The 14,376-nt window shown below is 63.9% G+C and carries 18 protein-coding genes; 12 read left to right on the plus strand and 6 right to left on the minus strand.

Annotation, left to right across the window (positions count from 1 at the left end; translation table 11 throughout):
• Positions 1 to 65 precede the first annotated feature (65 nt).
• Together thrS and aceA are read right to left on the minus strand one after the other, a co-directional pair.
• Positions 66 to 1,985 (minus strand): threonine--tRNA ligase, encoded by a 1,920-nt coding sequence (gene thrS / locus AC1PPL_RS02860; protein ID WP_479972562.1) that lies wholly within the window; start codon positions 1,983 to 1,985, stop codon positions 66 to 68.
• Positions 1,986 to 2,266: 281 nt separating this feature from the next.
• On the minus strand, positions 2,267 to 3,598 hold the full coding sequence (gene aceA, locus AC1PPL_RS02865) for an isocitrate lyase (RefSeq protein WP_015913044.1): 1,332 nt from the start codon (positions 3,596 to 3,598) through the stop codon (positions 2,267 to 2,269).
• Between the two features lie 327 nt (positions 3,599 to 3,925).
• Here aceA and AC1PPL_RS02870 point away from each other — a divergent pair, with 327 nt between their 5' ends.
• Positions 3,926 to 4,873 (plus strand): DMT family transporter, encoded by a 948-nt coding sequence (locus AC1PPL_RS02870; RefSeq protein WP_479972563.1) that lies wholly within the window; start codon positions 3,926 to 3,928, stop codon positions 4,871 to 4,873.
• A gap of 9 nt (positions 4,874 to 4,882) precedes the next feature.
• Here AC1PPL_RS02870 and rraA read toward each other — a convergent pair whose 3' ends face one another.
• Positions 4,883 to 5,389, minus strand: coding sequence for a ribonuclease E activity regulator RraA (rraA, locus tag AC1PPL_RS02875; protein WP_313147158.1), 507 nt, complete (start codon positions 5,387 to 5,389; stop codon positions 4,883 to 4,885).
• A 224-nt stretch (positions 5,390 to 5,613) separates the two neighbouring features.
• On the opposite strand from rraA, the gene AC1PPL_RS02880 reads away from it, so the two are divergent.
• The 6 genes from AC1PPL_RS02880 to hemP all read left to right on the plus strand — a co-directional run bounded on the left by AC1PPL_RS02880 (position 5,614) and on the right by hemP (position 8,730).
• Positions 5,614 to 5,904: an SWIB/MDM2 domain-containing protein gene (locus AC1PPL_RS02880; protein WP_011805609.1), complete on the plus strand. Its 291-nt coding sequence runs from the start codon at positions 5,614 to 5,616 to the stop codon at positions 5,902 to 5,904.
• Between the two features lie 187 nt (positions 5,905 to 6,091).
• Positions 6,092 to 6,364, plus strand: a complete 273-nt coding sequence (locus AC1PPL_RS02885) for a (2Fe-2S)-binding protein (protein WP_015913041.1) — start codon at positions 6,092 to 6,094, stop codon at positions 6,362 to 6,364.
• Positions 6,365 to 6,471: 107 nt separating this feature from the next.
• Positions 6,472 to 7,173, plus strand: a complete 702-nt coding sequence (locus AC1PPL_RS02890) for an energy transducer TonB (RefSeq protein ID WP_252100890.1) — start codon at positions 6,472 to 6,474, stop codon at positions 7,171 to 7,173.
• Between the two features lie 17 nt (positions 7,174 to 7,190).
• A complete protein-coding gene (locus AC1PPL_RS02895; protein WP_103737583.1) occupies positions 7,191 to 7,907 on the plus strand; it encodes a MotA/TolQ/ExbB proton channel family protein in 717 nt (238 codons plus the stop codon).
• A gap of 6 nt (positions 7,908 to 7,913) precedes the next feature.
• Complete coding sequence (locus tag AC1PPL_RS02900; RefSeq protein WP_011805613.1) at positions 7,914 to 8,324, plus strand: ExbD/TolR family protein; 411 nt, start codon at positions 7,914 to 7,916, stop codon at positions 8,322 to 8,324.
• Positions 8,325 to 8,520: 196 nt separating this feature from the next.
• Complete coding sequence (hemP, locus tag AC1PPL_RS02905; RefSeq protein WP_015913038.1) at positions 8,521 to 8,730, plus strand: hemin uptake protein HemP; 210 nt, start codon at positions 8,521 to 8,523, stop codon at positions 8,728 to 8,730.
• 221 nt (positions 8,731 to 8,951) lie between these two features.
• Here hemP and AC1PPL_RS02910 read toward each other — a convergent pair whose 3' ends face one another.
• Positions 8,952 to 9,359: a GlcG/HbpS family heme-binding protein gene (locus AC1PPL_RS02910; RefSeq protein WP_088886991.1), complete on the minus strand. Its 408-nt coding sequence runs from the start codon at positions 9,357 to 9,359 to the stop codon at positions 8,952 to 8,954.
• Between the two features lie 228 nt (positions 9,360 to 9,587).
• On the opposite strand from AC1PPL_RS02910, the gene AC1PPL_RS02915 reads away from it, so the two are divergent.
• Together AC1PPL_RS02915 and AC1PPL_RS02920 are read left to right on the plus strand one after the other, a co-directional pair.
• A complete protein-coding gene (locus AC1PPL_RS02915; protein WP_011805616.1) occupies positions 9,588 to 10,280 on the plus strand; it encodes a Bax inhibitor-1/YccA family protein in 693 nt (230 codons plus the stop codon).
• Positions 10,281 to 10,393: 113 nt separating this feature from the next.
• Positions 10,394 to 10,780 (plus strand): hypothetical protein, encoded by a 387-nt coding sequence (locus AC1PPL_RS02920; RefSeq protein WP_088886992.1) that lies wholly within the window; start codon positions 10,394 to 10,396, stop codon positions 10,778 to 10,780.
• Positions 10,781 to 10,857: 77 nt separating this feature from the next.
• Here AC1PPL_RS02920 and rlmD read toward each other — a convergent pair whose 3' ends face one another.
• Positions 10,858 to 12,306 (minus strand): 23S rRNA (uracil(1939)-C(5))-methyltransferase RlmD, encoded by a 1,449-nt coding sequence (rlmD, locus tag AC1PPL_RS02925; protein WP_479972564.1) that lies wholly within the window; start codon positions 12,304 to 12,306, stop codon positions 10,858 to 10,860.
• A 49-nt stretch (positions 12,307 to 12,355) separates the two neighbouring features.
• Positions 12,356 to 12,682 carry a hypothetical protein gene (locus AC1PPL_RS02930; RefSeq protein WP_015913035.1) on the minus strand — a complete coding sequence of 109 codons (327 nt, stop codon included), beginning with the start codon at positions 12,680 to 12,682 and terminating at the stop codon, positions 12,356 to 12,358.
• 137 nt (positions 12,683 to 12,819) lie between these two features.
• On the opposite strand from AC1PPL_RS02930, the gene AC1PPL_RS02935 reads away from it, so the two are divergent.
• Genes AC1PPL_RS02935 through AC1PPL_RS02945 form a run of 3 tightly spaced genes read left to right on the plus strand, consistent with a single transcriptional unit; the run spans position 12,820 to position 14,312 of the window.
• Positions 12,820 to 13,374 carry a sigma-70 family RNA polymerase sigma factor gene (locus tag AC1PPL_RS02935; protein WP_312565597.1) on the plus strand — a complete coding sequence of 185 codons (555 nt, stop codon included), beginning with the start codon at positions 12,820 to 12,822 and terminating at the stop codon, positions 13,372 to 13,374.
• A 15-nt stretch (positions 13,375 to 13,389) separates the two neighbouring features.
• Entirely contained in the window at positions 13,390 to 13,845 is a 456-nt protein-coding gene (locus AC1PPL_RS02940) for an anti-sigma factor family protein (RefSeq protein WP_103737578.1), read from the plus strand.
• Positions 13,842 to 14,312, plus strand: a complete 471-nt coding sequence (locus AC1PPL_RS02945) for a Spy/CpxP family protein refolding chaperone (RefSeq protein ID WP_284465662.1) — start codon at positions 13,842 to 13,844, stop codon at positions 14,310 to 14,312. Before AC1PPL_RS02940 ends, AC1PPL_RS02945 begins: the two co-directional genes overlap by 4 nt.
• The last annotated feature ends 64 nt before the right edge of the window (positions 14,313 to 14,376 follow it).

The raw sequence follows: 14,376 nt of genomic DNA on the forward strand, positions 1-14,376 counted from the left end.
CTTCAATTAAAAAGCTACGAAAAGCGTAGCAGCTTACGCACCAGGGATGCGCTTCAAGCGATGATTCAGACTTTGGAAGCAATGTCCTGCGCGATCAGATCGACGAATGCGTCGAGGGACATCACGCCGAGGTCTTTGTTACCCCGGGCACGCACTGCCACAGCCCCTGCAGCCTTTTCCTTGTCGCCGGCGACGAGGATGTAGGGCAGCTTTTGCAGCGAATGCTCCCGTATTTTATACGTAATCTTCTCGTTACGCAGATCAGTCACCACCCTAAGGCCTTGATTCGGCAACGCTTTTTGCAGCTTTGCGGCGATTTCACGACAGTAATCGGACTGTACATCGGTGATATTGAGCACCGCCACCTGTACGGGCGCAAGCCAAACGGGCAAGGCCCCGGCATGTTCTTCGATCAGGATGCCGATGAAGCGCTCCAGGCTGCCCACGATGGCGCGGTGCAGCATCACCGGCCGATGGCGCCCGCCATCCTCGCCCACGTACTCTGCATCCAGCCGCTCGGGCATCGAGAAGTCCACCTGCATGGTGCCGCACTGCCACTGCCGTCCGATCGCGTCCTTGAGCGTGTATTCGATCTTCGGGCCGTAGAAGGCGCCATCGCCGGGAGCGATCTCGAATTCGCAACCCGACGCGCGCAGGCTTTCCATCAGCGCATGCTCGGCCTTGTCCCAGCTCTCGTCGGAACCGATGCGTGCCTCGGGGCGCGTGGCCACCTTGTAGATGATGTTGTGGAAGCCGAAGTCCTTGTAGACCTTTTGCAGCAACGCTGTGTAAGCCGTGCATTCGGCCAGGATGTGGTCTTCCGTGCAGAAGATGTGACCATCGTCCTGCGTGAAACCGCGCACGCGCATGATGCCGTGCAGGCCACCCGTGGGCTCGTTGCGGTGGCACTGACCGAACTCGCCGTAGCGCAACGGCAGGTCGCGGTAGCTCTTGATGCCCTGCTTGAAGATCAGGATATGGCCCGGGCAGTTCATCGGCTTGAGAGCGTAGTCGCGCTTCTCGCTCTCAGTGGTGAACATGTTGTCGCGGTACTTGTCCCAGTGTCCCGTTTTCTCCCACAGCGTCTTGTCCAGGATCTGCGGGCCCTTGACCTCCTGGTAGCCGTTGTCGCGGTATACGCGGCGCATGTACTGCTCCACCTCCTGCCACAGCGTCCAGCCCTTGGGGTGCCAGAACACCGTGCCGGGCGAATGCTCGTCGATGTGGAACAGGTCAAGCTCACGGCCCAGCTTGCGGTGGTCGCGCTTCTCAGCCTCTTCCAGCATGTGCAGGTACTGCTGCAGTTCTTCCTTCGTGGCCCATGCCGTGCCATAGACGCGCTGGAGCATCTCGTTGCGGTGGTCGCCGCGCCAATAGGCGCCCGCTACCTTCATGAGCTTGAAGAACTTGAGCTTGCCGGTGCTGGGCACGTGTGGGCCACGGCACAGGTCTTCAAAGCCGCCCTCGCGGTACAGGCTCACGTCCTCATTCGTCGGGATGCTGGCAATGATCTCGGCCTTGTAGTGTTCGCCCAGGCCCTTGAAGTACGCCACCGCCTCGTCCCGAGGCAATACACGGCGCACCACTGGTTCATCCTTCGCAGCCAGTTCCGCCATGCGCTTTTCAATGGCGGCCAAGTCTTCCGGCGTAAACGGACGCTTGTACGAGAAGTCGTAGTAGAAGCCGTTTTCGATCACCGGCCCGATGGTCACCTGCGCATCGGGAAACAGTTCCTTGACCGCATAGGCCAGCAAGTGGGCCGTGGAGTGGCGGATCACCTCCAGGCCGTCGGCATCCTTGGCCGTCACGATGGACAGCGGGCTGTCTTGCGTGATCCGGTAGCTGGTATCCACCACCTTGTCCCCGATCTTGCCGGCGAGCGCCGCTTTGGCCAGGCCCGAACCGATGGAGGCAGCCACCTCCGCCACAGTCACGGGACCAGCAAACTCTCGCTGGGAACCGTCGGGAAGCGTAATGTGAATCATGGAAATCCTTATCGAGTCTTTTCGGTAGGTGAGCCGCGCTTGACTGAGGTTCAGAAAGCAAAAAGCGCGGTACAGGTCCGCGCTTTTATGGGGGCGAGAGAAATCTCTTGCAGGCGCGAACGGCCAGCCTCAGCGGCTGGAACAGATCTCCGTCGTAGTTCGCGGTGTCATAACCAGATTGCCTTTCTCGCCCTTGTTGGTGAACAGATGTGGCATTTTACCCTGCAGCAATAGAAAAGCCCGAGGCGGGGGCCCCGGGCTTCTCGCATCAACCAAGAAGATCAGTGGAACTGCTCTTCTTCGGTGGAGCCGGTCAGCGCCTTCACGCTCGAAGAACCACCCTGGATCACAGTGGTCACGTCGTCGAAATAGCCTGCGCCCACCTCCTGCTGGTGCGACACGAAGGTGTAGCCCTGCTCACGTGCGGCGAACTCGGGCTCCTGCACCATGTTCACGTAGTGCTTCATGCCTTCGCCGCGGGCATAAGCATGGGCGAACTGGAACGTGTTGTACCAGTTGATGTGGATGCCGGCCAGCGTGATGAACTGGTACTTGTAGCCGAGTGCGGACAGCTCGTCTTGGAACTTGGCGATGGTCTTCTCGTCCAGGTTTTTCTTCCAGTTGAAGGACGGCGAGCAGTTGTACGACAGCAGCTTGCCGGGGCACTTGGCATGCACGGCCTGGGCGAACTCGCGGGCAAAACCCAGGTCGGGCGTACCGGTCTCGCACCACACCAGGTCGGCGTAGGGAGCGTAGGCCACACCGCGGCTGATGGCTTGCTCCAGACCATTCTTCACACGATAGAAGCCTTCCTGCGTACGCTCGCCCGTCAAGAACGGCTTGTCGTTGGCGTCGTGGTCGCTGGTGATCAGGTTGGCGGCCTCGGCATCGGTGCGGGCCAGCACGATGGTGGGCACGCCCATCACGTCGGCAGCGAAGCGGGCAGCGATCAGCTTTTCGATGGCTTCCTGTGTGGGCACGAGGACCTTGCCGCCCATGTGCCCGCACTTCTTCACGGCAGCCAGTTGGTCTTCGAAGTGCACGCCGGCCGCGCCAGCGGCAATCATGTTCTTCATCAGTTCGAAGGCGTTCAGCACGCCGCCGAAGCCGGCTTCGGCGTCGGCCACGATGGGCAGGAAGTAGTCGATGAATTCCTTGTCGCCGGGATTGATACCGCGGCCCCACTGGATCTCGTCAGCACGCTTGAAGGTGTTGTTGATGCGGCGCACCATCGTCGGCACCGAGTCATAGGCATACAGCGACTGGTCGGGGTACATGGTCTCGCTGGTGTTGCCGTCAGCGGCCACCTGCCAGCCCGACAGGTACACAGCTTCCAGGCCCGCCTTGGCTTGCTGCATGGCTTGGCCGGCGCTGATGGCACCGAAGGCATTCACATAGCCCTTCTTGGCGCCGCCATTGATCTTGTCCCACAGCTTCTCTGCGCCACGCTTGGCCAGCGTGTATTCGGGCTGGAGGCTGCCACGCAGACGCACCACGTCAGCGGCTGTGTAGCCGCGCTTCACGCTCTTCCAGCGGGGGTTCTGGGCCCAGTCCTTTTCCAGGGCTGCGATTTGCTGCTCACGGCTCAGTTGTGCGTTCAGGGAATCTGGCATGTTGCTCTCCAAGAGATGAAGGAATGGGCGGGTACCGCTCCCGGGACCCTTGGACACAACTTTAAGTCTTCTATAAGACCACATCAATCTCTTATGTCTTATATAAGAGATAAATTTAACCCATAAAAATCAATGGCTTACGACTTTTATGTCTCTATATGAAAATTCATTTCTCATATCGAGAAATTTTTCCGCAACGCAGCAATCAAAATTTTCATATTGAAAAATTGTACTTTCTCCATGCGAAATAAGAGACCTGGTGAGTTCCTTTCCATGGGCTGCCCCGCGCTCATGCATGATGGAGCCTCCGTTCGGAATCTTCATCAGATGCCAAACCGCCCCACCGCATACCTTTGCCTGGCGCTCAGCATGATGCTGGTGGGTGCCTACGTGGCGCTCTCCAAGCCGCTGGCCGCGGCGTTCCCCGTGCTTTTGCTGGCGTGGTTGCGTTTCGGTATCGGCGCAATGGCCATGCTCGGATGGTTGAAGAAGCCGCACCAGGAGCCACCTCTGACGCGGCAGACCCAAGGCCTGCTTTTTCTGCAGTCGCTGCTGGGCAACTTTCTATTCACCGTTTGCATGATCTACGGCGTGAGCCTCACCAGCGCCACCTCTGCCGGGGTGATCATGGCGACCATCCCCGCATGTGTGGCGGTCATGAGCTGGCTGTTCCTGCGTGAACAGGTCGCGACCCGCACCTGGGTGGCGGTGGCCTGCGCAGTGGCGGGTATTGTGCTGTTTGCGCTATCCAAACCAGAGCACTCCGCATACGCCAGCAATGCCCTACAGCCCGAAAATGCCCAACACTTGCAATGGCTGGGCTATGCCCTGCTGCTGGCCGCATCGCTGTGTGAGGCCGCCTATTCCGTCATCGGCAAGAAACTCACCGGCGCGCTGGGGCCACGGCGCATCACGGCGCTGATCAACCTGTGGGGCTTCATGCTCTCGATGCCTTTCGGGCTGTATTTCGCCCTGTACTTCGACTTCACGGCCGTACGCTGGCCCACTTGGTTGCTGCTGGTGTTCTACGCCATGGCAGCATGCATGTGGAGCGTGTGGCTGTGGATGACCGGCCTGAAGACCGTCCCCGCCGCGCAGAGTGGCGTATTCACCGTGCTGCTGCCGGTGAGCGCAGCGCTGGTGGGCGTGCTGGCGCTGGGCGAACGCTTCACGACTATGCAGTTCATGGCCTTTGGCATCGCACTGGCCAGCGTCGTACTGGCCACGATGCCCGCACGGCTGCCGTGGCGCACCGGCCGCGATATGCGCGCCTGACCGGCGGCGTTACAGCGCGCGGTCGCTGATCACGATGCCGTCGGCATCCGCATACAGCCAGTCGCCCGGCCGCACCCACACGCCCTGTACCTGCACCGCCACGTCAGAAAGCCCTTCGCCCCGCTTTTCGGTGGGCAACGGCATGAGTGCGAGTGCGCGGATACCCACGCGCTCGGCACTCAGTTCTGCCACGTCGCGCACGCAGCCATTCACGACGATACCGGCCCAGCCATTGCGCGCCGCGCTGGCTGCCAGATTGCCCCCCACCAGCGCGCGACGCAGCGAAGCTCCACCGTCCACCACCAACACGCGCCCGTTGCCCGGCGAATCCACGGCCGCCTTGACCAGCGTGTTGTCCTCGAAGCACTTCACCGTGCTCACGGGGCCGCTGAAAGCGGGCAGTGCTCCGTAGCTCTGGAACACAGGCGGCAGCACGCGGAACGCGCCACTGTCGTCACCCTTGTGGGCGTCGCAGAGATCGCAGGTGCTGATGGCCGGGGTCGGGTGTGCGGACATGGAAGGGAAGCCTTTCTGTGCATAAAGGGGGATGGTGCGCTGCAGCAAGCTGCGGTGGCGCATTCTCGCGCGTGCCGACAGTTGGCCGCCAGAGCAACAAATCGAGGCAAAAAAGAGGCAGCTCGCCTTGGAAACCGGTTTTTTTCCCAGTAGCATCACCGCTGCCAGTGGAGCTGCGGCGTTCGCTGGTGACATATTTCATTTCCAACAAGGAACAACCCAACATGGCAACTGCAAAGACCGCGTCCGCAGCACCCGCAAAGAAGCGCACCCCCAACGCCGCTTTCATGAAGCCCCTGACCCCCAGCCCCGCTCTGGCGGCCGTGGTCGGCGCCACCCCGCTGCCGCGCACGGAGATCATCAGCAAGCTGTGGGTATACATCAAGGCGCACAACCTGCAGGACGCCTCCAACAAGCGCATGATCAACGCGGATGCCAAGCTCAAGGAAGTGTTTGGCAAGCCCCAGGTCTCGATGTTCGAGATGGCCGGCCTGATTGGCAAGCACGTCAAGTAATCTGCCCTGCCAGGCTCTCTGCGAGAGCCAGGCGAACAAAGACCGGCATGTGCATGCCGGTTTTTTTTTGCCTGCAAGGCACTCGGCAATGGTTTCTTACACGGCAGTGGGGCCAAGGACTGCAAATGCGATGAATTCGCATTTATAATCAATTCATCGTCCATAGCCAGCCACGACTGCCTGCACCATGATCGTCTGTGTTTGCCACCGCGTTTCCGACCGGGAGATTGCACGCCATGCGCGCGCAGGTATGAGCTTCGATGAGATTCAGTTCGAGTTGGGCGTCGCCACCCAGTGCGGCCGCTGCGAAGACTGTGCCCGCGATGTCGTGGCGCAGTGCTGCGCATCGCAGCCGGTGGCCGCCCTGTACAAGGACACCGATCCCACAGCCGTCCAGCTTGCCACCCTCATCCCGGAAGGCAAGGCATGCAACTGTTCTACGCACTCGCAGGAAGTCTGATCATCGTCATATGCTCGGTCTGGTGGATCCTGCATAAATAGACCGCCTATTCAAGGCTTTTTTGGCCTTCCGACCAAGCTGGACAAGCGCCAGCAGCTATCATTTTTATGTCCTCTGACCGATACGGCTCCCCCGGGGGCTTGAGCCGCAATGCCGTGATCGCAGGCTCCGTGGTGGTGCTGCACGTGGCCGGCCTGTGGGCCCTGCAATCGGGTCTGGTGCGCAAGGCGGCAGAGATCATCATCCCTGCTGAGGTGTTGAGCGAATTCATCGCGCCGCCCGCGCCTCCGGCCCCACCGGCCCCTCCCGCTCCGCCGCCGCCCAAACCAGCCCCGGCGCCGCCTAAACCCGTGGCGCCCAAGCCGCGCCCCGCTCCCATGCCCGTGGCGGTCCCCGACCCCACACCCGCCCCCGCCGCGCCCACGGGCGTCGTTGAGCCTCAGCCCCCGGCCCCGCCGGTTGCGGCCGCGCCCGTCGCCGCACCGGCGGCCCCCGCGGCTCCACCGGCGCCGGCCGCACCCAGCATCGAGTTGCCCTCCAGCGACGCGAGCTACCTGAACAACCCCAAGCCCGTCTACCCCGCCGTGAGCAAGCGGCTGGGAGAACAAGGCAAAGTGATGCTGCGCGTGCTCATCGGCACCGACGGACTGCCGCAGAAAGTGGAAGTCAAGCAGTCCAGCGGTTTCGAGCGCCTGGACCGCCAGGCCATCGACGCCGTCATGCGCTGGCGCTTCGTACCCGGCAAGCGCAACGGCGTGCCAGAAGCCATGTGGAATCTGGTCCCGATCAACTTCGTTCTCCAACAATAAGTCTCGCAGGAGTTTTCATGGAATCGCATTTCGGCATTGCCAATGTCTGGGTACAGGGCGACTTCGTCACCCGCGCCGTCGCTGTGCTGCTCATCGGCATGTCGCTGGCATCGTGGATCGTCATCATCATCAAGGCGCTGGACATCCTGAAGTTCAAGAAACACGCCCGCCAGGCACGCGACTTCTGGCACAGCGAAGACTTCGCCGCCGGCCTGACCAAGCTGGGCTCCGACCCGAGCAACCCCTTCCGCCACCTCGCTTTGGAAGGCCGCGAAGCCACGCAGCACCACCGCAACACGCAGGCCCATCTGCATGACAGCCTGGACGTGAGCGACTGGGTCACGCGCTGCCTGCGCAACTGCATCGACGAGTTCACGGCGCGCGTGCAGGCGGGCCTGGCCATCCTGGCCTCCGTGGGCTCCACGGCGCCATTCATCGGCCTCTTCGGCACCGTGTGGGGTATCTACCATGCGCTGGTGGCCATCGGCGCCTCGGGCCAGTCGACCATCGACAAGGTGGCCGGCCCGATCGGCGAGGCGCTGATCATGACCGCGCTAGGCCTGGCCGTGGCCATTCCCGCCGTGCTGGGCTACAACGCCCTGGTGCGGGGCAACAAATCCATCCTGCACAGCCTCAACAGCTTTGCGCACGATCTGCACGCCTACTTCGTGACCGGCGCGCGCGTTTCGGTACACGGCGAGGCAGCCAAGGTGCTGCCCATCAAGAAAGGCTGATGCGCCATGGCTTTCGGAACCCAGGACGATGCCGACGAGGTGATGAACGAAATCAACATGACGCCGCTGGTGGACGTCATGCTGGTGCTGCTCATCATCTTCATCATCACCGTGCCGGTGATGAAGCACGCGGTGCCGGTAGACCTGCCGCGTGCGTCCAACGAGCGCGAAATCATCAAGCCCGAAACCATCCGCCTGTCGGTGACGGCCGACGGCAAGTACCACTGGAACGAGACCACGATCGGCGACGACGAGCTGGAGCCGCGCCTGCAGGCCGAGGCCCGCAAGGACCCGCAGCCGGACCTGCACATCCGCGGCGACAAGGACGTGCGGTACGAGCGCGTGGCGCAGGCGATGTCGGCGGCCCAACGCGCGGGCGTGCGCAAGATCGGCTTCGTGACCGACCCGGCGCCCTGACGCACCACGGCCGCGCCGGCGCGCCGGCCTTCACAGCAGCAGCCCCACGGGCGGCGCAGCAGCGTCGCCACCGCCACCTGCGGGGGCTGCCTCTTGCATCTGGATACGAATCGACAGGCAATTTTCAGCCCCGGATGCTTGATCTTTAGTTGAGAATGGTTATCATTTGACCATCGTAACGCACCGAGACTTCACCATGCATGCCAGCCTGACCGCACCGTCCGCACTGACCGCACCCCGCATGTTCGCAGTGCCCGCCGATTCCAGCCCGGCGTCCCACGCCGAAGGCGGCGCCGTCGACAGCAGCACCCTGCTGCGCGGCCAGAAGGCCGTGGCCATCGTGCACAACGGCGCCGTCTACCGGCTGCAGGCCACCAAACTCGGCAAGCTGATCCTGACCAAATAAGTTTCATCGTGGGGCGACTCCAGGACCTCGGTCCGAAGGGTCGTATTGGCCAGCCAACGGGCATGCCCGCGTAGCCAGGCTTTTTTTCCCTGCACACCCATGAAAAAACCGGCCCACGCGCCGGTTTTTCTGTTGGAACCCAATATGTTTTTAGTCCCTAGCGCCCTTCCAACAAGCGCTAACAGCTATCAAAACAATAGCAATCCAGTCCCGATGAGTGCTTACAGCCCGATCGCCGCAATCCCCGCGCGCGCAATCTGCGCGTCCTCATGGGACTTCACGCCGCTCACGCCCACGGCGCCCAGGCACTGGCCGTTCTTCATGATGGGTACGCCGCCTTCCAGCATGCCCTGCAGCGCAGGCACGCTCAGGAAGGCCGTGCGGCCGCCGTTGATCACGTCTTCATAGCCCTTGCTCTCGCGGCGGCCCAAGGCGGCCGTGTGGGCCTTGGCCGGCGCGATGTGCGCGGACACCGCTGCCGCCCCGTCCAGGCGCTGCAGCCACAGCAGATGCCCGCCGTCGTCCACGATGGCGATGGTCACGGCCCACTGGTTCTTCAGGGCCTCGGCCTCGGCGGCGGCGGCGATCAGCTTGACGTCGGAGAGTTCAAGTTCGGGTTTGGTCTTCATGAGGCAGTCCTGCAGGAGGTGGGTGGATGCGCCCGGCCAGCCGGCAGGGCGCGCAACGGGAAAACGAAAAGCATAGTGCCAGCGGGCCCGCCCAGTGCCCCGCCGCAGGGCAAAAGAATGCAACCCATAAAGTACGGGATGGTGCGCGGGTATTGCATTCGGCGCCAAAAGCCACCACCTAGAATCATTCGGGTCTGCGCTGTGCAGGCCAATCAGGAGAGAAACCAGATGAACCCAGAAATCACCAGTGTCGGCTCCGCGGGCTATGGCATCTCGCAGGAGCAGCGCCACCGCGTGCTGCGCAACACGTACTGGCTGCTGGCGCTCAGCCTGCTGCCCACCGTGCTGGGCGCCTGGATCGGCGTGGCCACGGGCATCACGCAGTCGCTGCGCGGCGGCCTGGGGCTGATCGTGTTCCTCGGCGGCGCCTTCGGCTTCATGTTCGCCATCGAGAAGACCAAGCGCTCGGCCGCGGGCGTGCCGGTGCTGCTGGCCTTCACCTTCTTCATGGGCCTGATGCTGTCGCGCCTGATCGGCATGGTGCTGGGCTTCAAGAACGGCACCGACCTCATCATGACGGCCTTCGCCGGCACGGCGGGCGTGTTCTTCGTCATGGCCAGCCTGGCCAGCGTCATCAAGCGCGACCTGTCAGGCATGGGCAAGTGGCTGTTCGTGGGCGCGCTGGTGCTCATGGTGGGCGCCATCATCAACGTGTTCGTCGGCTCGTCGGCGGGCATGATGGCCATCTCGGTGGCAGCGATCGGCATCTTCAGCGCCTACATGCTGTACGACCTGAAGCAGATCCTGGACGGCGGCGAGACCAACTACATCAGCGCCACACTGGCGCTGTACCTGGACATCTTCAACGTGTTCCAGAGCCTGCTGGCCCTGCTGGGCATCATGGGCGGCGAGCGCGACTGAACGGCCTTCCCACCGCACATGCGTCGCAAGGCCCCGATTTCCGGGGCCTTTTTCACGTCCGCCCTTGGCTGACAGCCTCAACTTGACGGCACGCCTGCCGATAACCCCTGTACATGCTGCCTCGCCACCACCCCCTCCTTGCCGCCGGCGCTCGCGCCGCCCTGATCGCTGCCGCGCTGCTGCCGCTGGCGGGTTGTGAGATTCCCGGCATGGGGCCGGACCCGCGCGTGGCCCAGCGTGAGGCCGAGGCCAAGGCCATCGGTGGCGCCTGCCGGCATGCGCTGCGCGGGCTGGAGGACTGCTTCACGCTGAACCCCAAGGCCCCCAAGGCCCAGGTGTTCGCGGGCTGGAAAGACATGGATCTGTACATGCGCGAGAACAAGATCGAGGGCACGGCCTCGGTACTCACGCAGTTGGAGAAAAAGCCCGCCAGTCGCCGTGCAAGCGACGAAGAGGCGGACCTGCAGACCGAGGGCCGCACCTCCCGCAACCGCAGCTGATGCTATCCAAACGATAGCTGCTGGCGCTTGCTAGGCAAGCGCCCCCTGGCCAAAAACGTCTTAAGCCACCGCGGGCGTCAGCCCCGCTCGAACACTGCCATGCTCTCCACATGGGCCGTGTGCGGAAACATGTTGACCACCCCCGCCGCCACGCAGCGGTAGCCCGCCTGGTGCACCAGCAGGCCCGCGTCCCGCGCCAGCGTGGCCGGGTTGCAGCTCACGTAGACGATGCGCCGGGGCGGCTGCCAGCCTTCATGCCCAGCGGGCAGCGGCGGCGCGTCCTCGGCACCGATGCGCGCCTGGTGGATGTCCGCCAGCGCCTTGGACAATGCGAACGCCCCCTCGCGCGGCGGGTCCACCAGCCATTTGTCGGAGGCGCCATCGGCAATGAGCATCTCAGGCGTCATCTCGAACAGGTTGCGCGCTACAAAGCTGGTAGCTGCCAGCGCAGATCCGTCCTGCCTTTTGGCCTGATTTGACTGGTAATTCTCGCGCGAACGCGCCACCAGCGCCTCACTGCCCTCGATGCCCAGCACCTCGCGCGCCTGGGTGGCGATGGGCAGCGTGAAGTTGCCCAGGCCACAGAACCAGTCGATCACGCGCTCGTCCTTGCGCGCGTCCAGCAGGCGCAGCGCGCGCGTGACCAGCACGCGGTTGATGTGCGGGTTGACCTGCGTGAAGTCGGTGGGTTTGAAGGGCATGGTGATGCCGAAGTCGGGCAGCCCATAGGCAAGCGGCTCGCCGCCCTCGTCCAGCAGATGCACCGTGTCCGGCCCCTTGGGCTGCAACCACCATTGCACGCCATGCGCGGCGGCAAAGGCGCGCAACTTGTCTTTGTCCTCCGGGGACAGCGGCTCCAGGTGGCGCAGCACCAGCGCCGTGACCGTATCGCCGCAGGCCAGCTCGATCTGCGGGCAGGTGTCGCGTGCGGCCATGCTGCCGATCAGGGCGCGCAGCGGCATCAGCATGGTGTCCACATGCGGCGGCAGGATCTTGCAGGTCTCCATGTCGGCGATGTAGCGGCTCTTGCGCTCGTGAAAGCCCACGAGCACCTTGTCCTTCTTGGGCACGTAGCGCACGGACAGGCGCGCGCGGTAGCGGTAGCCCCAGGCAGGGCCTTCAATGGGGCGCAGGATGGTCTCGGCCTTCACTTTCCCCAGGTGCCAGAGGTTGTCTTCCAGCACACGCTGTTTCACGGCCACCTGGGCCGCCACGTGCAGATGCTGCATCTTGCAGCCGCCGCAGGCGCCCGCGTGCAGGCCGAAGTGCGGGCAGCCGGGCTGTACGCGCTGGCTGGACTGGCGGTGGACTTCCGTGAGGCTGGCCTGCTCCCAGTTGTTCTTCTTGCGGTGGGTGTTGGCGCTGACCAGCTCGGTGGGCAGTGCGCCGTCGATGAACACCACCTTGCCATCGGGCTTGCGCGCGACGCCTTGGGCGTCCATGTCCATGGCGGTGACTTCGAGCCAGCCGGGGGGAAGATCCGTGGAGGTGGGCGGTGGTGGGCTGAATTCTGTGGGGTCGCTCATGCCCCGATTGTCTCAGGCCGGCCCACCCCTGCCGCCGCGCGGGCGGCTTTCAGCTGCGGCTGGCGCGCGGCGCACGGGGCGCGGTGGGGGCGCCTGCAGCGGCATCCTTGCGGACCGCAGCCACATTGGAAGGCAGGCGGTTGACTTCCACCTCGCAGCCATAGTTGTTCAAGGAAAACACCAGCGTGCCGCCGGGCGCGACCTGGGGCAAGGTTTCGTGCAGGTTGCGCGACAGGTCCACAGGGGGGGTCTGCGAGCGGTAGATGACCTGCTGGTCTGCGCCATAGATCACGTAGCAAGTAGCCCACGCGCCCGGTGCAAACAGTCCGGCAATCATGGCGGCGGCCGAGGCCGTGGCAAAGCGAATGGCTCGCATGAGGGTTCCCTTCCTTCTTGTGCTGTGAATGCGGCGCATTATTGCGGAGTTTGCGCCCGCCCCGGTAAGCGGCTGTTCCCGGCCCCGTGTTGACGGTTTCATGGAACTTTTGCTGCGGCCCTGCGTTGAAAGAGGCAATGCGCCCCCTGAGCCACCTTGAAGAGAGCGACTGCATCGCCCGCGCCCAGCGCGGCGAGGTCGCGGCGTTCTCCGAACTGGTGGCCCGCTACCAGGACCGCATCTACCGTTTTTTGTTCCGCATGACGCGCTCGCAGGAGGATGCGCGCGAACTCGCCCAGGAGACTTTCTTGAACGCCTACCAGGCACTGCCCCGCTGGCAGCCGGACGCACAACTGTCCACCTGGCTGTTTCGCATTGCGCGCAACCAGGCGTTGGACCTGTTGCGCCGCGCGCAGCGTGTCGCGTTCGTGGAACTGGACGAGACCTTGTCCGAGCAGGTGCCGGCGGACACGCCCACGCCCGAGGCTGCACTGCAGGCCCGCCAGCGCATCGAAGCGCTGGAAGGCGCGCTGCAGCGGCTCTCGGTGGAGCACCGCGAGATCCTGCTGCTGCGCGACATCGAAGACATGGCCTACGAGGACATCGCCGAGGTGCTGGGCATCAGCCTGGGCACCGTCAAATCCCGCATTGCCCGCGCACGCGCCGGGCTGCTGCAACTCATGCCACGCTGAACGCAAGGAGCCGCCATGAACTGCCCTCGCACCGAAGACCTTTCCGCTTTGATCGACCATGCGCTGCCCGCGCATGCGCAGGTCGCGCTGCAGCAGCACCTGCACGCCTGCCCCCTGTGCAGCCAGCACCTTGCCGCATTGCAGGCACAGCGCCAGCAATTGCTGGCCCTGCCCTCGCCCGCGCTGGGTTTCGACCTGGCGGCGCAACTGCAGGACCGCCTGGCACACGACCTGGCGCAACGACCCACCCGGTCCCGGCGCACCGGCTGGAACCTGCTGGGCTGGATGCCCACGGGCCTCGCCGCGGGGGCCGCGCTGGTGTCCGGCGTCTGGCTGGGGGGGCTGCTGCTGGGCACGGGCGCGGCCCTTCCGGCTGCCAGCCCTGCCATGGCGCGCGTGTTCGACCCTGTGCCACCAGGCGGGCTGTGCGCCGCCGCCGAAATCTGCCGTTTGCCGAGAACCCTGCCATGAAAAACCCTGCCTGGATTCGCACCCTGCTGGCGATCTCGCTGGCGCTCAACCTGGGCGTGGTTGCCGCACTGGTGCTACGCCCTGCGCCGGACACGGTGCCCGAGGGCGGCGCGCCTCCCGTGGTCCACCTGCCCGAGTATCTGAAGCTCACCCCCGAACAGCGCGCGCGCTGGGAAGGAATGGAAACCCCCTTCCTCCATGACCTGTCGTCCAACTGGAGTGACATACGCCGCCACCGCGAAGCCCTGGTGCGCCACATCTTTGCTGACGCACCAGAGCGCACCGCCATTGACGCCGAGCAGGCCGCCATCGCCCGCCTGCAGGCCACGCAGCAACAGCGCGTGATTGACCAACTCTTGGCCGAGCGCGCCATGCTGGACGACGCCCAGCGCACGCGGCTGCTGCAATTGCTGCTGACCCGCTATGCAGAAGAAGCCACCGAGGAGGAAATGCTGCACCGCAAGTGAACGCCGAGATGAGAGAAGGAAAAAGGTGCAAATGAGATGGAACATTGAGGCACCACCTTCGTTG

Source organism: Diaphorobacter sp. B2A2W2 (assembly GCF_056730635.1).